18 protein-coding genes are annotated in these 20,085 nt (G+C 67.1%); 7 read left to right on the top strand and 11 right to left on the bottom strand.

Translation table 11 applies throughout. The annotated features are described in order from the left end of the window. On the top strand, positions 1-231 hold a 231-nt coding region (locus AD428_RS07400), incomplete at its 5' end, for an ATP-binding protein (protein ID WP_160318555.1). A gap of 438 nt (positions 232-669) precedes the next feature. Further along, entirely contained in the window at positions 670-954 is a 285-nt protein-coding gene (locus tag AD428_RS27610; RefSeq protein ID WP_235489418.1) for a hypothetical protein, read from the top strand. 413 nt (positions 955-1,367) lie between these two features. Here AD428_RS27610 and AD428_RS07390 read toward each other — a convergent pair whose 3' ends face one another. Continuing rightward, positions 1,368-6,011, bottom strand: a complete 4,644-nt coding sequence (locus AD428_RS07390; protein ID WP_235489414.1) for an autotransporter domain-containing protein — start codon at positions 6,009-6,011, stop codon at positions 1,368-1,370. 212 nt (positions 6,012-6,223) lie between these two features. Between AD428_RS07390 and AD428_RS26720 the strand changes: the two genes are divergently transcribed. Then, positions 6,224-6,433, top strand: a complete 210-nt coding sequence (locus AD428_RS26720) for a hypothetical protein (protein WP_160318553.1) — start codon at positions 6,224-6,226, stop codon at positions 6,431-6,433. A 233-nt stretch (positions 6,434-6,666) separates the two neighbouring features. On the opposite strand, the gene AD428_RS07385 is transcribed toward AD428_RS26720, so the two are convergent. Genes AD428_RS07385 through AD428_RS07375 form a run of 3 tightly spaced genes read right to left on the bottom strand, consistent with a single transcriptional unit; the run spans position 6,667 to position 9,043 of the window. Beyond that, positions 6,667-8,055, bottom strand: coding sequence for a sensor histidine kinase (locus AD428_RS07385; protein ID WP_053244696.1), 1,389 nt, complete (start codon positions 8,053-8,055; stop codon positions 6,667-6,669). Then, a complete protein-coding gene (locus AD428_RS07380; RefSeq protein ID WP_053244695.1) occupies positions 8,052-8,714 on the bottom strand; it encodes a response regulator transcription factor in 663 nt (220 codons plus the stop codon). Before AD428_RS07380 ends, AD428_RS07385 begins: the two co-directional genes overlap by 4 nt. After that, positions 8,714-9,043 (bottom strand): PepSY domain-containing protein, encoded by a 330-nt coding sequence (locus tag AD428_RS07375; protein WP_053244694.1) that lies wholly within the window; start codon positions 9,041-9,043, stop codon positions 8,714-8,716. Before AD428_RS07375 ends, AD428_RS07380 begins: the two co-directional genes overlap by 1 nt. A gap of 206 nt (positions 9,044-9,249) precedes the next feature. Here AD428_RS07375 and AD428_RS07370 point away from each other — a divergent pair, with 206 nt between their 5' ends. Both AD428_RS07370 and AD428_RS07365 read left to right on the top strand, forming a co-directional pair. After that, positions 9,250-9,552, top strand: a complete 303-nt coding sequence (locus AD428_RS07370; RefSeq protein WP_053244693.1) for a PepSY domain-containing protein — start codon at positions 9,250-9,252, stop codon at positions 9,550-9,552. Between the two features lie 96 nt (positions 9,553-9,648). After that, positions 9,649-10,971 carry a ferredoxin reductase family protein gene (locus AD428_RS07365; RefSeq protein WP_053244692.1) on the top strand — a complete coding sequence of 441 codons (1,323 nt, stop codon included), beginning with the start codon at positions 9,649-9,651 and terminating at the stop codon, positions 10,969-10,971. Positions 10,972-11,033: 62 nt separating this feature from the next. Here AD428_RS07365 and AD428_RS07360 read toward each other — a convergent pair whose 3' ends face one another. The 7 genes from AD428_RS07360 to AD428_RS07330 all read right to left on the bottom strand — a co-directional run bounded on the left by AD428_RS07360 (position 11,034) and on the right by AD428_RS07330 (position 16,902). Beyond that, positions 11,034-11,291 (bottom strand): hypothetical protein, encoded by a 258-nt coding sequence (locus AD428_RS07360; protein ID WP_053244691.1) that lies wholly within the window; start codon positions 11,289-11,291, stop codon positions 11,034-11,036. A gap of 186 nt (positions 11,292-11,477) precedes the next feature. After that, on the bottom strand, positions 11,478-11,867 hold the full coding sequence (locus AD428_RS07355) for a PPC domain-containing DNA-binding protein (protein ID WP_200908009.1): 390 nt from the start codon (positions 11,865-11,867) through the stop codon (positions 11,478-11,480). Beyond that, a complete protein-coding gene (locus AD428_RS07350; RefSeq protein ID WP_053244690.1) occupies positions 11,854-12,429 on the bottom strand; it encodes a hypothetical protein in 576 nt (191 codons plus the stop codon). The genes AD428_RS07355 and AD428_RS07350 overlap by 14 nt, the downstream gene beginning before the upstream one ends. Before the next feature lie 56 nt (positions 12,430-12,485). After that, positions 12,486-13,244 carry an SDR family NAD(P)-dependent oxidoreductase gene (locus AD428_RS07345; protein WP_053244689.1) on the bottom strand — a complete coding sequence of 253 codons (759 nt, stop codon included), beginning with the start codon at positions 13,242-13,244 and terminating at the stop codon, positions 12,486-12,488. A gap of 19 nt (positions 13,245-13,263) precedes the next feature. Beyond that, positions 13,264-14,886, bottom strand: a complete 1,623-nt coding sequence (locus AD428_RS07340) for an acyl-CoA synthetase (protein ID WP_053244688.1) — start codon at positions 14,884-14,886, stop codon at positions 13,264-13,266. Next, positions 14,883-16,055, bottom strand: coding sequence for an acetyl-CoA acetyltransferase (locus tag AD428_RS07335; protein WP_053244687.1), 1,173 nt, complete (start codon positions 16,053-16,055; stop codon positions 14,883-14,885). Before AD428_RS07335 ends, AD428_RS07340 begins: the two co-directional genes overlap by 4 nt. 46 nt (positions 16,056-16,101) lie before the next feature. After that, positions 16,102-16,902: an IclR family transcriptional regulator gene (locus AD428_RS07330; protein WP_235489380.1), complete on the bottom strand. Its 801-nt coding sequence runs from the start codon at positions 16,900-16,902 to the stop codon at positions 16,102-16,104. 227 nt (positions 16,903-17,129) lie between these two features. Between AD428_RS07330 and AD428_RS07325 the strand changes: the two genes are divergently transcribed. Both AD428_RS07325 and AD428_RS07320 read left to right on the top strand, forming a co-directional pair. Next, positions 17,130-18,143, top strand: coding sequence for a TRAP transporter substrate-binding protein (locus AD428_RS07325; RefSeq protein WP_053244686.1), 1,014 nt, complete (start codon positions 17,130-17,132; stop codon positions 18,141-18,143). After that, on the top strand, positions 18,140-20,014 hold the full coding sequence (locus tag AD428_RS07320) for a TRAP transporter large permease subunit (RefSeq protein WP_053244685.1): 1,875 nt from the start codon (positions 18,140-18,142) through the stop codon (positions 20,012-20,014). The genes AD428_RS07325 and AD428_RS07320 overlap by 4 nt, the downstream gene beginning before the upstream one ends. Positions 20,015-20,085 lie beyond the last annotated feature (71 nt).

The following is a 20,085-nucleotide window of genomic DNA, read 5'->3' as shown; positions in this document are numbered from 1 at the left end:
GAGGCGAATCTGTTCTTCAACGTGGTGGCCCAGCGCTACGAGCGCACCAGCATCATCGTCACCAGCAATCTGCCCTTCAGTCAGTGGTCCTCATGCTTTGCTGAGGACCAAACGCTGACCGCCGCCTTGCTCGACCGCCTGCTGCATCACGCCCATATCGTGCAGATTGCCGGGGAAAGCTACCGACTCAAGGACAAGCGCAAAGCAGGGAATATCAAGATCAGGAGCTAGGTTTTTTGGACGCCGGGGTGGGTCAGTTTTACTCCGACGATTCCGACGAAAGTGGGTCAGTTTTCAACCGGCGTTGACACGATTCCAGCCCCGGGCACCATCGACCTCATAGCGGCGCGCAAAGCCGCATGAATACTAGAGAGGGTGGAGTGTGGCAGTGGTGAAATTACCACGCCGATCACCACGGCCCTCACCCCCCGCTCTACGCTTTAGATGAACCCCGCTCGGGCTGCTGCTCGGGTACTCATCCAGACTCCCTGAATGCGCACCATCTGCTCACCCTCGGGGGACACCCTGGTATCAAGTCCTCGGGGCTGCAGAGCCTCCGCGCTGGGTGCAACTTGATTCATATGACGGGCGATCAGCGGACGCCAGCCCGCCATGTTGTTCCCATAAAGTTGCCCCTCAAGGGCAACCCGAGGGCGTCTCCTTATTGCCGTGCTCACGGGCAAACTCGTAGAAGTCCTGAAGCTCGCCGGAGGACAGGCCCATCTTGAGAAGTCAGAAGTGAGTCCGCCTGTGCCTGATACCCCGGCCAAGGAAGTGCCGTTCACCCTGGCGAATCAGAATCCCTGGGGGAACGAAAGCAAGGCGCGTGCGGATGCGCTGGTCGATGCCGGGCTGCTGAACAAGCAAGATACCGAAACCAAGGCGATGCTCGGCAACAGGACGGCGCCGGCCAGACGCAAGGCAACATTCAAGGCAAGGCCGCGCTCGTGCTGACCAATGATGGATGGATGTACGAACGCTTGTTCCGGCACGGATCTGCAGCAGCCGGGCCGCCCCTCTTATTAAAAAAAGCAGCCCTGGCGACGCAGGCTCTGAACAACCCTGGCCCGGCAGGCAGCCCGCTCACGCCGAAATCAGCGTACGTCTTCTTCCACGTGTAAAAGGTCGCCTCCGACACGTCAGGCTGGCGAGATATATGTCGCCCCCCGCCTGCCACTCGCTGAGAAGCAGCCTTACCTCCGGTTCTGACCTGTACGGATTTCCCGAAGGCACGTCACTGCGGGCCAATACCGAAGAGCTGCGCAATAGTTTTATGCGCAAGCCGAAACTCATGCCGGCCGCCTGCCGGGATTCAGGAGCGGCGTCACGGCGGGCGGCATCTTCTTTGACGAGCTGGCGCCAGGGATTCAGAAGCGCCAGCTCATATTCGCCTTTAATCCATGCTCCTGTTGCAAGTTTGCGATCTGCCCCATGTATGAGAGCCCGAGGATCATGGTTTTGGAGACCTTGGCGTCGAAGCCCGCCTCAAGCTGCAAGGCGTTCTTCGCAATGGGGGTCCCGAGAATATCGAATGCGGAACCGCCCGCAAATGCAAAGTTCGAGTCCGGGCGGACATCGCCGAACGCATGGCGCCAGCCGAGGGCGCCGCGAGCAAGGACGGAAACGCCATTATCGAAGGTGTGGGTCGTCTGCCCACGCAGACCCAGCGTGGTGTAGGTAACGCTGTCATTGGCGCTGCTCGATGAGAGCCGCGCAATGCCTCCCCGCTCGGTGAAGCCGTCGGTGTCGAGATTGACATAGGCGAGATTGACGAATGGTTCGAGTGCCGCCGCGCCAAGCGCTGTGCGGCCGAGATCGAAGCGGTATCCGAATTCTCCGAAGACCTGCGTGGTCCGGGCAGAATAATCGGCCGACAGATGATCCTGGAAACCTGGGAAGACCGCCGACCGTTTCGTCGACAGCCGATGCCAGGTCAGGGCAACGCCGCTCCTGAAGGAGAGATTGTTCCGTTGCGCGCCAGCATATGCGCCGAGATGATAGTTGTCGCTGTCGGCCGACGAGGAACGGCCACCGACCCGGAGATCGGTCTCGGAGTAACCGCCCAAAGCGCCCACGCGCCAATGATCGCTCACTGCACCATCCGCGCCGATGAAAATGCCTCCGATAGACCGGGACATGCGGGCGGCGTTTCCGTCGCCATCGACATGTCCCCACGCCCCGAAACCCTGCGCCCAGACCGCCGCCCGCTCGCCATGCGCCGCTGAGCCGGCCGTACCCGCGCCACCCGCAGCCGGTGTGCCGGCCGTGCCCACTGCGCCAAAGGCATAGCGCAGGCGTTCGTTCATCGCGCCGCGTATAAAGCCGCTGTCATCGAAAATGGCGGCCTTTGCCGATGCGTGGATTTCTCCGGAAAGCTGGTCGAAGGCATAAGCCGCCGCCTTCCCGTCGGTTTGGGAAGCCACGTTGTCGTAGAGGGCATCGCCCTGGCCGAGGCTCTCCACCCCATTGGCTATCGCGCATTGATTGTGGTTGAAGCCGGGCAGGCAGAATGCGATGTCGTTTCGCTGAATATGCAGATAGACGTTGTTGGGATCATATTCGAGCATCAGCCCGACGTAGGGCAGGTTTTCGGAAATCGAACCGAAAGCTCCCGAAACGGCGCCGCTCGCATTGAGTATCGTCCAACGGCTTCCCGGCACATAGACCCCGCCGATCTTCTCGACCGCGACATTGCCTCCCTCGATCGTGGCCGAACCGGAAACGTTGACACGGTCTGACGCCGAAGGCGAAATATCGACCGAGAACGTCGATCCGGACTTGAACGTCAAGTCGCCACTTACGGCCAAAGTGCCGAGTGTTTCGCCGCCGATCGAGTCCTTGCTCAGCAAGGGCTGCCCCGGCGACAGAACGCCGCCTGCTTCGATCGTCGTGGAGCCTGCCGTCCCGGCTCCGCCGAGCGTGCCCCCGCTGGCGACAGCGACCGATCCTCCCAGCGTGCCGTTCACGTAGAGGGTTCCCGCATTGACGGCAGTCAGGCCCGAAAAGGCCACATTGTCTTCCAGCAGAAGCAACGCAGCCCTGCCTGCCTTTTCCAGGGTGCCGCTGCCGGAGATAAGGCCGGCATAGCTCGCATTCACGTCCTGGTCGAACGTCATCGTACCGCCACGGAGGTGCACGTTACCGTCGAAGCGCTCGGCCGAGGAGATCAGTTTTCCGTCGTCGACCGTCCAGTCGAGGGCCGAATTGCCCGAAAGCCTCAGCGTTCCCCCTCCCCTCTTCACCATCACCCCTTGTGTTTGCGAGAGGCCGGCGATGTTTCCCGCAAAGGTTCCGCTGGTGGACTGGTCGAAGATGGCGATCCCCGCGTTGCCAATGCTTCCGGAAATCGAGTTCAAGTCGCCGATCAGCGTGCCCGCGAGCACGCCCGTGTTCCGGTAGGCATTGGCCCCCGTCAAGGCAAGGGCGCCGCCGCCGAGTTTCATCAGATCGCTGGCGCCCGACACGGGTCCGGCAAGGTCCAGCGTGGTTCCGCCGTCCACGTCAAAAAAGCCGGTGGTATTGAGGGCGACCGGGCGCGACATGCCGAAGCTGGATGTGGTGTGCAGCACCCCGCCATCGAAGTCGAAGGCGAGTTTGCCGCCAGCCGCGCCAAGATTGGCGTCGGCGCTGATCTGCAAGGTGCCGCCTTCGATCGATGTACCTCCGGTATGGTTGTTGGCGCCGCTGAGGACCAGCGTGCCGCCGTCCGCTTTCACCAACATGCCGTCGCCGACGAGCGGGGAGGCGATTTTCGCCGCGAAGTTCGCGCCGGACGCGCTGCCATCGCCCACTCGTATCGGCGTTTCGCCGCTCAGCAAGGTAACGGCGCCGCCCTGGATGCGATAGCCGCTCGTCGCGAACTGCATGCCCCCCACCATGACGGGGCCGTGCGTGTTATCGACCGTCACGGTGCCGGCCGCGCCGCTGAATACGGCATAGGCGCCATCGCTAAAGGCGCCGTTGAGGGCTCCGGTCTTCTCTGTCCAGTTGTCGTTGCCACCGGACGCGTGCCAGATGCCGTTGCCGCCGTCGATGACGCTATTGAATTTGGAGCCTGCGTCTCCATCCCAGAACCGCAGGGCCGGCCCCGAGGCGTTGATGAGGTTGACCTGGCCAGCCACCGATGTCTGAATGGAATTGGAACTCCCCGCCGGCATGGCCCCCAAGGCCAGGCCGTTATCCGTCAGCGTGCCGCCATAGTTGATCAACCTGTATATTCCGGCGCCGAAAGCGCTGCCGGTGGTCGAGCTGACATTCAGGACGCCGTCCAGCGTCAGATCGCCGCTGACGTTGACCAGGTCATTCAGCGCGCTGCTGCCTTCCTCGTCTGGCGGCTGCCCGACCAGCCTTGGCCGCCCAAGCTGGAAATTGAGGGCGGAGCTTGACGCCAGGACGAGGTCGCCATTGACGGTCAATGTGCCGACCTCTCCCTCGGCTCCGGGAGCGATGGTGCCAAGGTTAGAGACATTGCCGTTTATGGTTCCGCCGCCGCCGAGGATCGTCCCGGCCTTCACGGACACCGAGGGCGAGCTGAGCGTGCCGTTGACGGTAAGGCGGCCTGCCGTCACGTTGGAGGATTGCGAGAATGAGGAATCGCCTGTGAGCCTCCAGGCCGCGCCGTTGATGTTCAAGGTTTCGAAATTCTGGAACTTGCCGCCGTCCTCGATGCCGCTTCCGAGAAGGAGGAGGCTGTCGCTGCCTGCGCCACCCAGTACCTTGCCATGCAGAACGGAGCCGGTGCCCAGCGTCAGCGAGTTGGAACTCGCGCGCGTCTGATCAAAGCGGATGGCGACGCCGCCGGACCCGGCAATCGTTCCGGAATTGGTGATGAATGCGGGCGCATCATTGACCGAAATACCAGTGTCGCCCTGGATGGTGCCGGCATTGACGATCGACATCGCCGGCGCATCATCGGGCTCGAGCGCGCTGCCGCTATAGATGCCATATGCGCCGCCCTGGATAATGCCACCGGCGAGGTTGCGGATCGAACCGCCCGCGGCGGCCGCGCCAACGTAGACGCCTGCGCCCACTCCCGCCTCGAGGCCGTCGCCTCCGATGAAAGTCGTCCCGGTTGCGGTGATGGTTCCGTCATTGGTGAGGTCGACATCGCCATACCGGCTGCGCGTATAGGAGACGCCCCCGAGGCCCGAGATCACGCCGTCTTCGAAATTGGTGATCATGCCCCCGCCGTAGGTCCAGACGCCGAGGCCGTTCGTGCCCTCGATGGCGCCCCAATTGTTGAGCAGAATCTCGGTCGACAGGTCCGCGCCATGAATCCCATGCAACCTTGCCTTGATGATACTGCCGCGTCCATTGGTGACGGTGCTCGATCCGAGCACCGCATACAGCCCCACGCTTATGGCATCAGTCGCCAGGATCTGGCCGCCGTCGAAGTTCCGGATCGTGTTGGTGGACCCGGGATCGGAGTTGCCTAAGAGGCTAATGCCCACCTGGCGGCCCTGAAGGGTGCCGGTGTTCCGGACGTCGGCGCCGAACCTGCCTGACCACTGGTGGCCTTCAACCGCGGCGAATTCCGATATTATGGATCCCGCATTGTCGAGCGTAAGCGGTCCGTAGGTTTTCACGCCGGCATTTTTGCCGGAGATCCTGCCTCCGGCTTCATTTCGCACGAACAGGTCCGATCTGCTCCAAATCCCCACCCTGCCGGAGATCTGTCCATGGTTGATGACGCCGCTGCCGGGACCGTCCAGGCTAATCCCCTCCGAGGGCGCCTCGACGGAGCCTTGGTTCGTGAGGATCCAGGTATCGCCCGGTGCCCCTTGTATCCCATCAACACCGCCAAATCCCAAGGAGGAGGCCACGGAAATCTCGGCGCCCGGCGCCACGAGTACGGTCGTCCCGGGCTTGGCGAGAAGGACCATACTCGACTGATTGGCGTTGATGGTCTGGTCGTAGCTCTGCGCAGAAGCGCTGCAAACCGAGACTGCTTGAGCGAATAGCGCCACGGCATATGACTGGGTTAAAAGTGAATTCCGTTTCGACGAGATCATGAACACCTTCCAATTTTCGCCTCCAAAACGTGCGGATTCTCCGTGAATATCGTTAACGACTACCGGAAAATTACTGTGGAGTGCGCTGGTGGCCATGATAGTCAGCGCGGATGATCTACCCAGCGAAGAAAACCTAGTACAAGTACGATCAGCGCGTAAATTCGCAAGATATAAGACCAATCCCACTAATAATTTTTCTGTAATACAGAACTGTGTCTCACCAGCCCCGAGACGAACGTGCAGAAGGCGACGAAACCCATAAGACGATTCCGTGGCACCGCAAGAATAATGCGACAGCCCTACCTGGCGGCATTCAGAATAATCGCCAGCGCGTCCACGCAGACATGAAAATCTCCGAATACCAACAAGTTGATCGAGGTGATTTAAAAAAGAAAATTTATAAAGGAAGAAAAAACCAATGATCCGCACCATATGAAATACAAACGGCGCACAGGCGTTCCGTGCCCGGCGCCTGTAAAAACGGAAAATGAATGCAGATTATCTGGCTTGAAGGCAAGCGCATCGTCGCTTGCCCAAAATGCCAATGGCGGCCCTGCCCGTTTTAATCTTCTTGAACAGCAGAGGTTCCGAAAGCATGGGTGCACACATGCCGACACGCCGGGGGGAGCGCGCCGTTGTCATGGCCTGCCAGCCCTCAAGCCGCCGGCAATATCAACATCACCCTCAACCCGCCCAGATCCGGCGACCTGAGCGCCTGGACGTCGCCGCCATAGGTGCAGGCCAGGTCGCGCACGATGTCCAGGCCCAGGCCGGAGCCGGGCTGTTGTTCGTCCACGCGCACGCCGCGCTTGAAGATGCGCTCGCGTTCGGTGTCGGCAATGCCGGGGCCGTCGTCGTCGACGTGGATGGAGAGACGGCCCCGGGCATCGCGCCGGGCGGTGACGCGCACCTGCCGCCTGGCCCATTTGCAGGCGTTGTCGAGCAGGTTGCCCAGCATCTCCTGGAAGTCGTGCAGTTCGCCGCGAAAGCACAGGTCGGCCGGCTTCACGGCAAGCGCGATGTCGAGCTGGCGGTCGGCGTGCAGGCGCCGCATGGCGCGCAGCAGCCCTTCCAGGGGCTCACGCACGGGGGTGCGCAGGTCCGTCGCGCCCGAGGAGGCCGCGGCGCGGGCGCGGGCCAGGTGATGGTCGATCTGCCGGCGCGCCACGCCAACCTGTTCGCGCACCAGGTCCGCCAGCGGCCCGCGTTCGGCGGCCGCGGCGTTGGCGAGAATGGCCAGCGGGGTCTTGACCGCGTGGGCGAGGTTGCCGGCCTGGGTGCGGGCGCGCTGGATGATCTCGTCGTTGACGGCGAGTACGCGGTTGAAGTCGTCCACCAGGGGCTGCACTTCGTCGGGGTAGCGGCCTTCGATGCGCATGCTGCTGCCGGGCGGCTGCTGCGCGAGCTGGCGGCGCAGGCGCGCGAGCGGGCGCAGTCCGATGACCACTTGCATGATGGCGGCCAGCACCAGCCCTCCGGCCAGGCCGCCGAGCGAAATAACGAGTATGTGGGTGAAGCGCTCCATGGGTTCGGCCAGCACGGTGCGGTCGGCGGCCACGACCAGCCGCAGCCGGGGCGCGTCGGTTTCGGCGGGCGTGAGCAGGCGCGCCACGGCGTAGAGGTCGCGCCCTTCGGGGCCCGTCAGCTCGTATCCGTTTTCGGCGCCGGGCGGCGCAGCGGGCAGGGTCTGGTCCCACAATGAGCGGGACCGCGCGACGCCGGCGCGGGGGCCGGGGCCGAGGCGGTCGATCTGCCAGTAGAGGCCGGACAGCGGCTGGTCGAATCTCGGGTCGCTGAGCGGCGGGGACACCCGCACCTGCGCGGCGGGCCCGAGGTTGACGGCGGCCGTGAGCTGGTTCAGGTGCAGCATCAGCTCCGAACGCAGTTGTTCGGTGATGTGCTGGCGGAACAGGTTGGCCAGGCCCCAGCCCGCCACGATGACGGAGAGGGAGATCCAGGCCAGCGTGCCGATCAGCAGGCGCCAGCGCAGCGACCCGGCGCCGTCCAGCCCGGCCCGCGGGCGCCGCGGCGCGGCGGCGCTCATGATCCGCCCGCCAGCCGGTAGCCCAGCCCGCGCACGGTCTCGATGGTGTCGGGCGGAAGTTTCTTGCGCAGCCGGCCGATGAATACGTCGATGGTGTTGGAGTCGCGGTCGAAGTCCTGCGCATAGAGATGCTCGACCAGCTGCTGGCGCGACACGACCTCGCCGGCATGCTGCATCAGCATGGCCAGCACCTTGAATTCGTGGCTGGTGAGCGAAACCGCGACGCCGTCCAGCGTCACCCTGGCCTGCCGCGTGTCCAGCATGAGCGGACCGCAACGCCATTGCGCGCTGGCGTGCATGCTGTCGCGCCGGATCAGGGCGCGCACGCGCGCCAGCAGCTCTTCCATGTGGAACGGCTTGGCGAGGTAGTCGTCGGCGCCGGCGTCGATGCCGGCGACCTTCTCGTGCCAACTGTCGCGCGCGGTGAGGATCAGCACCGGCATGTTGCGCGCGGCGGCGCGCCAGCGCTTGAGCACCGTGAGACCGTCCAGCACGGGCAGGCCCAGGTCCAGCACCACGGCATCGTAGGTTTCCACTTCGCCCATGTAGTGGGCGGTCTTGCCGTCGGCGGCGCGGTCCACGGTGTAGCCGGCGTCGTCCAGGGCGCGCTCGAGCTGCGCGGCCAGTGTCGGTTCGTCCTCGATCAGCAGGATGCGCATCAGTCGTCGTCCCGGAATTGCATATGCTTGCCCTTGACGCCCAGCACCCGGCCGTCGCGGGCGTCGATCTTCAGCTTGAGCAGATTGCCGCTCGCTTGCAGCAGCCGGATCTCATAGAGATATTCGCCGTCGTCTTCCTCGAATTCTACCTTGACGACCTGCCCGGGATAACTGCGCTCGACGATGTCGAGCACCGTGCGCAGCGGCAGGATCTTTCCTTCCTGCAGGGCCTCGCGCGCGCGATCGTGATCGTCGTCGGCCCTTGCGGGAGACGGCCCGACCAGCGTCGCGCACGACAGGAGAATCGCAAGACAGGAACGCAGCGGCATGGGGAATCGGACGGGAGATCGGCTCATCGGGAAGGCATGCCGGCAATGCGGCGGATGTGCCGCACGTTATACCGCGGCCAACATGAACGGCGGGTGAACGGGGGCTTCAGACCGGGTTCATGAGGAGGTTTCCATAATGTCGTCCAGGGTCTGCAAGACCTGTCCCGATCGATTCGATCTCAATCCGCAAGACCAAGGAGTCCCACATGAAGCTCATCCGCACCCTCGTCTCCGGCGCCGTCCTCGGCGCCGCCGCCCTGGCCGCCCACGCCCAGACGCAGGCTCCCGCCCCCGCTCCCGCGCCGGCCGCGCGCACGGCGCCGGCCTCGATACTGTCGATCAGCCAGATCCATGACGCCATCACGGCGGCCGGCTACCGCGACGTCACCGAGATCGAGCTGGAACACGGCCGCTACGAGGCCAAGGCGCGCGACGCGCAGGCCCAGCGGGTGAAGCTCTACGTCAACGCGCATACCGGCGCCATCGAACGCACCAAGTTCGACGACTGACGCCTACGGCGGCCGCGCGCCCCCGCCGTCCGCCCCCCCCTTTCTTGCGGCCCGCGCGCCCGCGCGGGGCCGCCGTTGCACCGGACACGTTTCATCATGCATACCCGTACCGCTATCGGCCTGTTCCTGGGCGCCCTCACGCTGGCCTGGGGATGGGATCTCGCCTGGCAGGCGCCGCTGCAAGGCGGCTGGCCGTGGCTGCTGCGCCAGCAGGGCCTGTACCTTACCGGCATCTGGTCCATCGGCCTGATGTCGCTCGCGATGATCCTGGCGCTGCGCCCGCGCCTGCTCGAGCGTCCGCTCGGGGGCATGGACAAGGTCTACCGCCTGCACAAATGGGCAGGCATCCTGGCCGTGGCCACGGGCCTGGCGCACTGGCTGATCGAGCTTTCCAAAGGCCCGTTGAACGCGCTGGCCGGCATTGCCGGCCGACCGCCGCATCCGGCGTCCGTCACGCTGTTCGACAGCGTCCGCGGCTACGCCAAGGACTTGGGCGAATGGGGGCTGTATCTGTTGCTGGCCATGCTGGTCATCACGCTGTGGCGGCGCTTTCCGTATCACGCATGGCGCTGGGTCCATCGCGCCATGCCGCTGCTCTACCTGGCGCTGGTGTCGCATGCCGCGGCGCTCTTGCCGCGCATGCACTGGCAGGGCGTCACCGGCGCGCTGCTGGGGCTGCTGATGGCCGGCGGCACCTGGGGCGCCGTGTCCGCGCTGGCCGGGCGCATCGGGCGGCGACGCCGCCACGCGGGCACGGTGGCCGCCGTGCGGCGCCAGGATCCCGGCGTGCTGGAAGTCGTGTGCGAACTCGATGCCGGCTGGCCGGGGCATAAGCCGGGCCAGTTCGCGTTCCTGACGCTGGACGAGCGCGAAGGCGCCCATCCCTACACCATTGCCAGCGCGCCCGGACCGGACCGCCGGATCGCTTTCCAGATCAAGGCGCTGGGCGACTATACGCGCGGCCTGGCCGCCCGCGTGCAGGCGGGACAACGGATCACGGTCGAAGGCCCCTACGGCTGCTTCCGGCCGGCGCCCCCGGAGTCCGGCACGACCCAGGTCTGGATCGCGGGCGGCATCGGCGTCACGCCTTTTCTGTCCTGGCTGGAATCGATGCAGGCCGATCCGGCCGGCGCGCCCCGGGCGCATCTGCACTATTGCGTGCGCGACGCGGGCGCCGATCCGTTCGTCCCGCGCCTGCGCGCGCTGTGCAATGCCCTGCCGTCCGTCGCGCTGACGGTGCACGACAGCCATGCGGGCCAGCGCCTGGACGCCTCCCGACTGGCGTCGGACGCCGCCGGGCACGCGCAGGACATCTGGTTCTGCGGCCCGCCGGGGCTGGCCAGGACGCTGCGCCGCGCGTGGCGGCGGGCCGGAGGGGCCGGCGAGGGCTTTCATCAGGAAGCGTTCGAAATGCGATAACGCCGGAAAAGCCGGCGTCATGCGAAAGGCGGACGGGACGCCTGCGCGCAAGCCCCGCGCGCTCAGTTGCCGAATACCCGCCGCAGCCGCGCGGATTCCGCGCGGTTGAGCCGCTTGGCTTCTTCTTCGGCGTAGTCGCGCTCTCCCGGTTCGTATGAGCCCTCGTAGAGGCAGCGGCTGCGATTCCCTCTGCATTCGTCGCTGACACGGGCGGCGGTTCGCTCGCGGTCCGAATCGCCGGAGCCGAAGAAAGAACAGCCGGATACCAGCGCGGCGAGAAACAGCGCGACGCCGCACCGGCTCAGTGTTTGCATGGACATGTGCTGACCCTGGAGAGATACCGTAGACCTCTTTATAGCAACCTGGCGCACGCCCCTACAAACCACGGGCGGTTTCGCCGGAGCGGTCGTGGCGGGGAATCCGGCCCTACGCTGCCGCGCCCGGGGAAAACGGCGGCCGCCCGGCGCCGCCGCCGTTTCCGGCCGCCGCGCCGCGCGTCTTGCCCTCTACCCCGCCGGCAGCCATTCCTCCAGCGTGACCTCGAAGGTCATGCAGATGGGGTTGGCGCCCGGCACGAAAGGCCCGCCATGCACCTCGCCCCGCGGGTCGGCGACCACGCCCGACAGGCTGGCGCGCAGGGAGCCATCCGGCTGGGCCCGGACTTCGCCGGCGAGACTGACGATTTCCACGGCGGGGCCGGCGATGCAGCGGTAGTCGCCTTGGGCGGTGTAGAGGCAGGCGTCGACCAGGCTGCCCAGGGCGCCGCGCACGAAGGCGTGGCGAAAGCCGAGCGAGAGGCAGAATTTCTCCACGCCCCGCACCAGGTCTTCGTTGGGGCCGATGCGGGCGTAGGCGACGCGGCCCATGCTGCCGCGCTCGATTTCAGCGTCGTCCATGGAGGTTTCCCCTGAAGGGTTGCAGCAGCCGGATGTGGGTTTCTTCGTCGTAGCGGGCCCGCAGCTCGAAGCCGTCCAGCGAGGTGGCGAGTACGGCGATGGCGCGGGGACCGATGATGCTGGTCTGCGGCACGATGTGGCCGCCGGCGAGGCGGCCGGCCCGGTCGCGGAAGACGGCGTGGCAATGCACCAGGGGCGCGCCGCTGTCGGATGCGCCCAGGGTGGCGTTGCCGAAGACGAGGTCGGCCGCGCCGGCCTCGATGGGCGCGGTGTAGGCGACCACGGCCTGGCGGGAGGGATCGGGCGGCGCGGTGCAATAGTCGAGCCGCGCGAAGGCACCGCCCAGCAGGGTCATGGATGCGCAGGCGACGCCGGCGCCGGCCAGGGGGCCGACCAGGGCGTCGTAGAGGGTGGCGCCCGGCCGCAGCGCCAGGCGGATGTGACGCCCCCGCGGGGCGGTGCAGCTGTGGATGCGCACCGGGTTGTAGGCGCCCGGGTGGATGAGGGTCCGGGGACGCGGCAGGACGCCGCCTCCGGAACGATGCACGGTGGTGTATCGCATTGCAGGGCTCCCCGCGCTTGTGGCGCAGTTCGTGGAACGAGGGGTGGTCGCTGGCTTCAGTGGGCGAGCATGCCGGCGGCGGTGAAGCCGCCGTCCACGCAGATGATCTGCCCGGTCACGTAGCTGGAACGGCTGTCGTCGAGCAGCCAGGACACGGCGCCGTTGAGTTCCTCGGGCGCGGCGTAGCGGTGCTGGGGCACGACACTTTCCCAGGCTTCGCGCGCCTTGCTGGTGTGCATCTGCGACACCAGCGGGGTTTCGACGGGGCCGGGCGCGACGGCGTTGACGCGGATGCCGTAGGCGGCCAGTTCCACGGCCATGACGCGGGTAAGCGTGACCACGCCTCCCTTGGACGCGCCGTAGGCGGCGCGGCCGGCATTGCCGCGCAGGCCGGACACCGAGGCGATGTTGACGATGGCGCCTCGGCGCCGCTCGCGCATGCGGCGCGCGGCTTCGCGGGCCACGACGAAGGAGCCCACCAGGTTCACCTCCAGAATGCGCCTGAGCAGGGCCGTGTCGGTGTCGAGAAACGGCACGTCGCGGCCGATGCCGGCTGAGTTGACGAGGCCGGAGATCGGGCCGAAATCCTGCTCCATGCGGTCCAGCGCCTGCAACACGCTGTCTTCGTCGGCCACGTCCATGAGAACGCGCCCGAGCCGCGCGGGCGGCGCGAGACTGGCGATGGCGTCCAGCCGCTCCTGGGCGACGTCGGCCACCAGCACGCGGCGTCCGGCCTCCAGCAAACCCTGCGCCACGGCCAGGCCGATGCCCGAGGCGCCTCCCGTCACGAGTACCGCTTCCTGCGTTGCTTGCATGTCTGCTCTCCTTTTGGGGTCAGGCGGCCTGGGATAGGTGGCCGCGTTCGTACAAGGCATCCCGCACCAGCTTTTTTGTGATCTTGCCGTAACCCGACCGGGGCAGCGCTTCCCAGAAGAAGATGCGCCGCGGCAGCTTGTAGCGCGCCAATCGGGGCGCGAGCCATTCCAGCAGGGCCGCTTCGTCCAGGGCGTGGCCGGCGCGCAGCACGCACACCATGACGCCGACCTCGCCCCAGACCGGATCGGGCACGCCCAGCACCGCGGCTTCCGCGACGGCCGGATGGGCGAGCACTTTTTCTTCGATTTCGCGCGGATAGATGTTGGAGCCGCCCGATATGTACATGTCGGACTGGCGGCCCGTGATGTAGAGAAAGCCCTCGGCGTCGAGATAGCCCAGGTCGCCCGTGCGGAACCAGCCGTTGCGGAAAGACTTGGCATTGGCGTCGGGATTGGCGTAATAGCCCGCGAAGACCGCCGGCCCGCAGACGCAGATCTCGCCGCTTTCTCCGGCGGGCAGTTCGCGGCCGCTGTCGTCCTGGATGCTGATCTGCATGCCGGTGCGGGCGTAGCCGCAGCTGCCCACGCGCGCCTCGGGGCCGTCTTCGGCGCGGTGCAGCGCAGGCGGCAGCACGGTGATGTTGCCGGTGACTTCGCCCAGGCCGAAATACTGCGCCAGCACCGGCCCCAGCTTGGCCAGGGCGCGCTTCTGGTCTTCGCGGTACATGGGCGCGCCGGCATAGATCACGTAGCGCAGGCTGCGGTGGTCGTAGCGGTCCACGGACGGGTGCTCGACCAGCATCTTGACGATGGTGGGCACGGTGAACATGTTGCTCACGCGGTGGCGCTCCACCAGCGACCAGATCGTTTCGGCATCGAATTTGTCCTGGCCCGGCAGGACGCTGCGCGCGGCGCGCGCCACCTGGGTCAGGAAATGGATGCCCGCGCCATGCGAAAGCGGCGCCACCACGAGGCTGACGTCTCGCTCCGTGGTGCCGGGCATGAGGTCGCACAGGTGATTGGTGATGACGAACGCCATCTGGCCGTGGGTGAGCACGGCCGCCTTGGGACGGCCCGTGGTGCCGGACGTGAAGAAGAACCAGCACGGGTCGTCGCGCTCGACGCCGGCCGCGGGGCGGGCCTCGGCCGCATGCGCGGCGATCAGCGTGGCGGTGTCGGTTTCGCCGAGCTCGCCGTCGCCCAGGCGCGCCAGCAGGCGCAGGTCCGGCACGGCTTGGGCCACCGCGCGCGCGTGTGCCTCGAACAGGCCGTCGCACAGAAAAGCCTTGGCGCCCGACGCCGTGGCCAGATAGGCGGCCTCGTCCGGCGAAATGCGGAAATTGGTGGGCACCCATACCGCGCCCAGGCGCAGCACGGCGAACAGGGTTTCGATGTAGGCGATGCTGTTGCGGCCGTGCACCAGCACGCGGTCGCCCTTGGCGATGCCGCGCGCGGCCAGGGCGGCGGCCAGCGCGCCGCAGCGCGCGTGCAGCTCGGCCCAGGTGATGTCGCGCTCGCCTTCGGAGACGGCGATGCGCGCGGGGTGGCGGCGCGCGGCCTGGGCCAGGAATTCGGCGAGGTTCATGACGCGGCGCGACACGGGCGCCACGCCGCCGTCGGGTGCGGTGTGCGGCTGGCTCATTTGCGGCGCTCCAGCAGGCTGACGTAGTTGGCGACGGCCGCGCCGCCCATGTTGAACACGCCGGCCAGCGCAGCGCCGGGGATCTGCATGCCGCCCGCCTCGCCCATGAGCTGCATGCAGGCCATGACGTGCATGGACACGCCGGTGGCGCCCACCGGATGGCCCTTGGCCTTGAGGCCGCCCGAAGGATTGACGGGCAGGCGCCCGTCTTTTTCGGTCCAGCCCTCGCGCAGCACTTTGTACCCCTGTCCGCGCGGGGCCAGCCCCATGGCTTCGTACTCCAGCAGTTCGGCGATGGTGAAGCAGTCGTGCGTTTCGACCAGGCTGAGGTCGTCGAGCGTCAGCCCGGCGGCCGACAGCGCCTGTCGCCAGGCGCACGCCGCGCCTTCGAAGGCCGTGGGATCGCGGCGGCTGAGCGGCAGGATGTCGTTGACCTGCGCCCGCGCGCGGAACGCGATGGCGCGCGGCAGGCCGGCTGCCGTGTCTTCGTCGGCCAGCACCAGCGCGGCCGCGCCGTCGGAGATCAGGGAGCAGTCGGTGCGGCGCAAAGGCGGCGCGACGTAGGGGTTCTTGTCGGAGACCGTGCGGCAGAAATCGAAGCCCAGGTCCTTGCGCAACTGCGCATAAGGATTGTCCACGCCGTTGCGGTGGTTCTTGGCCGCGATGCGCGCCAGCGCGTCGCCCTGGTCGCCGTGGCGGGCGAAATAGGCTTGCGCGATCTGCGCGAACAGGCCGGCAAAGCCGCCGTCCACGCCGGCTTCTTCCTTGCGGTAGCTGGCGTTGAGCAGGATGTCGCCCACCTCGGCCGTGGGGCGGGCCGTCATTTTCTCGGCCCCCACCACCAGGGCCACCCGGCCCCGCCCGGATTCGATGAAGTCCATGGCGGCATACAGCGCGGCCGATCCGGTGGCGCAGGCGTTCTCCAGGCGGCTGGCCGGCACGTGCGCGAGCGCGGGCAGCGAAGTGGCCACCAGCGCGCCCTGGAAGTCCTGCTTCTGAAAGCCGCTGTTCATCACGCCCACGTAGACGCCGTCCACGGCCGAGGCGTCCAGGCCGGCGTGTTCCAGGGCGGGGCCGGCCACCCGCGCCATCAGGCTCTCGGTGTCGGGGTCATCCAGTTTGCCGAAGGGGATGTGTTGCCACCCCACGATTACGGCGCGCTTGCTCATTGCTGTCTCCTCAGGTTGTGCCCGAGGCCCGCCCCGTCTGGCGGACTCAGGACTTGGGTCGGTTCGGCGGGTCCGCCGGATGCAGCTGGGCCTGCAGGCGCCTGACCTCGCGCGCCAGCAGCTTGGCCAACTGGAACAGCCTGTCTTCGTCCATGCGCGACTCCACGGCGGCAATGCTGAGCGCGCCCAGCACGTGCCCCGCGGCGTCGCGCACGGGCATGCCGATGCCCCACGATCCCGGGATCACCAGGCCGCGGTTCACGGCGTAGCCCTGCTCGCGCGCCTCCCGGACCAGGCTGCGCAGCAGGGGCAGGGAGTAGCGCGGATAGCGCGCCTCGATGAGCGCGGCGTTGGCCTGCAGGCAAGCCTCGGCGTCGTCGTCGTCCAGCGCAGCCAGAATGGACAGGCTGCCCGCGCCCACGCCCAGCGGGTGTCGGTCGCCCGGCATGAGCACGTGGGTCTTGAGCGGGTAGTCGCCGTCTTCGCGCATGGCGCACACGGCGAACACGTCGCGCCGGATGGAGAAGAACGCCGAGTCGCCGCATTCGTGGGCCAGGCGCGCCACGATGGGCGCGGCCAGCCGGTTGATGCCGAAGCGGGCGCTGGCGATGCTGCCCAGCACGTGGCACTCGGGGCCCAGGTAATAGCGGCGCGAGACGGGGTCTTGCTCGACCATGCCCTCGGCGGCCAGCGCGGCCAGCAGGCGGTGCACGGTGGGCTTGCTCATGCCGGTGTCGCGCGTGAGCGCGAGCAGGCCCGCGCCGTCGCCGCGCGACACCGCGCGCAGCACCTGCATGGCGCGCGCCAGGGTCTGCGCGCCTTCCACCTGGGCGGGGATCTCCTGCACCTTGTCTCCAGAATCGCTTTTATAAGGTCCATTTTGTGGACCAGTCTTTTTAAGACGCTTGATCACTTGGCCTCCGATTTTACGCATTTACGCTTGATATTCAATATGCTTAAATAAATCCAGACAGAATTATATGGTCTATATATTGGACCAAGCAATTCAGAATTGCAAAGATGCCGCACACGGCACACCCCAGGGCGACCGCCCTTCCACACAAAGGAGACAGCATGGACAAGACCCGACGCAATCTCATGCGCGCCACGGGCGGCGCGGCGCTATTGGCCGTTGCGCCCTTTCACCGCGCCCTGGCCGCGCCGCAGTACCGGTACAAGTACGCCAACAACCTGCCCCCCACGCACCCCATGAACGTGCGGGCCCGCGAAGCGGCGCAGAACATCGCCCGCGATACGGACGGCCGCTTCGAGCTGGCCATCTTTCCCAGCAGCCAGCTCGGCTCCGACACCGACACCCTGAGCCAACTGCGTTCCGGCGCGGTGGAGTTCTTCACGCTGTCGGGCCTGATCCTGTCCACCCTGGTGCCCTCAGCCTCGATCAGCGGGGTGGGCTTCGCCTTCCCCGACTACGACGCCGTCTGGAAAGCCATGGACGGCGCGCTCGGCGCCCACATCCGCAGCGAGATCCGCGCCAAGGGCCTGCACGTCATGGACCGCATCTGGGATAACGGCTTCCGGCAGGTCACGACCAGTTCGCGCCCCATCAACGGCCCGGCCGACTTCCAGGACCTGAAGATCCGCGTGCCGGTCAGCCCGCTGTGGACCTCCATGTTCAAGGCGCTGGGCTCGTCGCCGGCCAGCATCAATTTCAACGAAACCTATTCGGCGCTGCAGACCAAGGTGGTCGATGCCCAGGAAAACCCGCTGGCCATCATCCAGACCGCCAAGATCTACGAAGTGCAGAAGTACTGCTCGCTTACCAACCACATGTGGGACGGCTTCTGGTTCCTGGCCAACCGGCGCGCCTGGGAGAAGCTGCCGCGGGACATCCGCGAGGTGGTCGCCTGCCACATCGACGCCGCCGGCATGGCCGAGCGCGCCGACGTGCTGGCCCTGAACAACCAGCTCCAGACCAAGCTCGCCGAGGAAGGGCTGGCGTTCAACCAGCCCGACCCTGCGCCCATCCGCGCCGCGCTGGCCAAGACCGGGTTCTATGCCGGCTGGAAAGAGAAGTACGGCGACCGGGCCTGGGCGCTGCTGGAGCAGTCCGCGGGGAGCCTGTCATGAGGGCCGCCGGCATCGCCGCGCCGGCGCGCGCGTCGGCCCAGGGCCAGGGCGTGATCGCCGCGCTGGACCAGGCCCTGGGCTGGCTGGTGGAAGTCCCGGCCGCCATTCTGGTGGTGGCCGAGATCGTCATCCTGTTCGCGGGCGTGGTGGCGCGCTATGCGCTGCACACGCCGCTGGTGTGGTCCGACGAACTGGCCTCGCTGCTGTTTCTCTGGCTGGCCATGCTGGGTGCGGTCGTGGCCCTGCGGCGCGGCGAACACATGCGCATGGCGGCCCTCGTCAACCGCGCCGGTCCGGCCGCGCGGGCCGTGCTGGAAATGGTGGCCATCGCCGCGGCGCTGGCTTTCCTGCTCATGGTGCTGGCTCCAGGCTACGACTATGCCCTCGAAGAACAGTACGTCACCACCGCGGCGCTGGAGATTCCCAACATCTGGCGCGCCGCCGCGCTGCCGGTGGGCACGGCGCTGATGATGGCGGTGGCGCTGCTGCGCTTGCTGGCCCAGGCGCAATGGCGCGTCACCGGCGCGGCGCTGCTGCTGGTGGCGGCCGTGGTCGGCGTCATGGCGCTGCTGCAGCCGGCGTTCGCGCCGCTGGGCAACGCCAACCTGCTGGTCTTCTTCGTGGGCATCGTCGCCGCCTCGGTGTTCGCGGGCGTGCCCATCGCCTTCGCCTTCGGCCTGGCCACGTTCGGCTACCTGGCGCTGACCACCGACGTGCCGCTCATGGTGGTGGTGGGCCGCATGGACGAGGGCATGTCGCACCTCATCCTGCTGGCGGTGCCGCTCTTCGTCTTCCTGGGGCTGCTCATCGAGATGACGGGCATGGCCACCCGCATGGTGGCGTTCCTGGCCAGCCTGCTGGGCCATGTGCGCGGCGGGCTGTCGTACGTGCTCATCGGCGCGATGTACGTGGTGTCGGGCATATCGGGCGCCAAGGCGGCCGACATGGCGGCGGTGGCGCCGGTGCTGTTTCCCGAGATGCGCAAGCGCGGCGCCCGGGACGGCGAACTGGTGGCCCTGCTCTCGGCCACGGGCGCGCAGACCGAAACCGTGCCGCCCAGCCTGGTGCTCATCACCATCGGCTCGGTGACCGGGGTGTCGATCACGGCGCTCTTCACCGGCGGTCTGCTGCCCGCCGTGGTGCTGGGCGCCATGCTGTGCATGGTGGTGTGGTGGCGGCACCGCCGCCACGACCCGGGCCGGGTCCGCAAGGCCACGGGCCGCGAGATCGGCCGCAGTTTCGTCGTCGCGCTGCCGGCGCTGGCGTTGCCCTTCGTGATCCGCGCCGCCGTGGTCGAGGGCGTGGCCACGGCCACGGAGGTGTCCACCATCGGCATTGTGTACGCGGCGCTGGTGGGCCTGCTGGTGTACCGCTGCTTCGACGCCAGGCGCCTCATGCCCATGCTGGTCGATACCGCCTGCCTGTCCGGCGCCATTCTGCTCATCATCGGCACGGCCACCGCGATGGCCTGGGCGCTGACGCAGTCGGGCTTTTCCAGCCAGCTCGCCCAGTTCATGGGCGGGCTGCCGGGCGGCGCCTATACCTTCATGGCGGTTTCCATCGTGGCCTTCATCGTGCTGGGCAGCGTACTTGAGGGCATTCCGGCCATCGTGCTGTTCGGCCCGCTGCTCTTTCCGATCGCGCACCAGATGGGCATACACGAGGTGCACTACGCCATGGTGGTCATCCTGGCCATGGGCATCGGCCTGTTCGCGCCGCCGTTCGGCGTGGGCTACTACGCGGCCTGCGCCATCGGCAAGGTTTCGCCCGACGCCGGCATCCGGCCCATCATCGGCTATATGTGCTCGATCGCCGCGGGCACCGTCATCGTGGCGGCCATACCCTGGATCTCGACGGGGTTCCTGCGCTGAAGCCAGCGCCGACGAGGCGCCCCGGCCCGCCGGCCGGGGCGGCCGCTGCCGCTCCGCCGGCGGGCCGGGGC

Source organism: Achromobacter sp. DMS1 (genome assembly GCF_001270295.1).
The sequence above is the reverse complement of the archived record's forward strand: the minus strand, read 5'-3'. Positions and strand labels throughout refer to the sequence as shown.

Excerpts from the sequence above, each read along its gene's own strand:
- AD428_RS07390 (WP_235489414.1), bottom strand. The coding sequence starts at position 6,011 with ATGATCTCGTCGAAACGGAATTCACTTTTAACCCAGTCATATGCCGTG.
- AD428_RS07385 (WP_053244696.1), bottom strand. The coding sequence starts at position 8,055 with ATGAGCGCCGCCGCGCCGCGGCGCCCGCGGGCCGGGCTGGACGGCGCC.
- AD428_RS07380 (WP_053244695.1), bottom strand. The coding sequence starts at position 8,714 with ATGCGCATCCTGCTGATCGAGGACGAACCGACACTGGCCGCGCAGCTC.
- AD428_RS07375 (WP_053244694.1), bottom strand. The coding sequence starts at position 9,043 with ATGCCGCTGCGTTCCTGTCTTGCGATTCTCCTGTCGTGCGCGACGCTG.
- AD428_RS07370 (WP_053244693.1), top strand. The coding sequence starts at position 9,250 with ATGAAGCTCATCCGCACCCTCGTCTCCGGCGCCGTCCTCGGCGCCGCC.
- AD428_RS07365 (WP_053244692.1), top strand. The coding sequence starts at position 9,649 with ATGCATACCCGTACCGCTATCGGCCTGTTCCTGGGCGCCCTCACGCTG.
- AD428_RS07360 (WP_053244691.1), bottom strand. The coding sequence starts at position 11,291 with ATGTCCATGCAAACACTGAGCCGGTGCGGCGTCGCGCTGTTTCTCGCC.
- AD428_RS07355 (WP_200908009.1), bottom strand. The coding sequence starts at position 11,867 with ATGGACGACGCTGAAATCGAGCGCGGCAGCATGGGCCGCGTCGCCTAC.
- AD428_RS07350 (WP_053244690.1), bottom strand. The coding sequence starts at position 12,429 with ATGCGATACACCACCGTGCATCGTTCCGGAGGCGGCGTCCTGCCGCGT.
- AD428_RS07345 (WP_053244689.1), bottom strand. The coding sequence starts at position 13,244 with ATGCAAGCAACGCAGGAAGCGGTACTCGTGACGGGAGGCGCCTCGGGC.
- AD428_RS07340 (WP_053244688.1), bottom strand. The coding sequence starts at position 14,886 with ATGAGCCAGCCGCACACCGCACCCGACGGCGGCGTGGCGCCCGTGTCG.
- AD428_RS07335 (WP_053244687.1), bottom strand. The coding sequence starts at position 16,055 with ATGAGCAAGCGCGCCGTAATCGTGGGGTGGCAACACATCCCCTTCGGC.
- AD428_RS07325 (WP_053244686.1), top strand. The coding sequence starts at position 17,130 with ATGGACAAGACCCGACGCAATCTCATGCGCGCCACGGGCGGCGCGGCG.
- AD428_RS07320 (WP_053244685.1), top strand. The coding sequence starts at position 18,140 with ATGAGGGCCGCCGGCATCGCCGCGCCGGCGCGCGCGTCGGCCCAGGGC.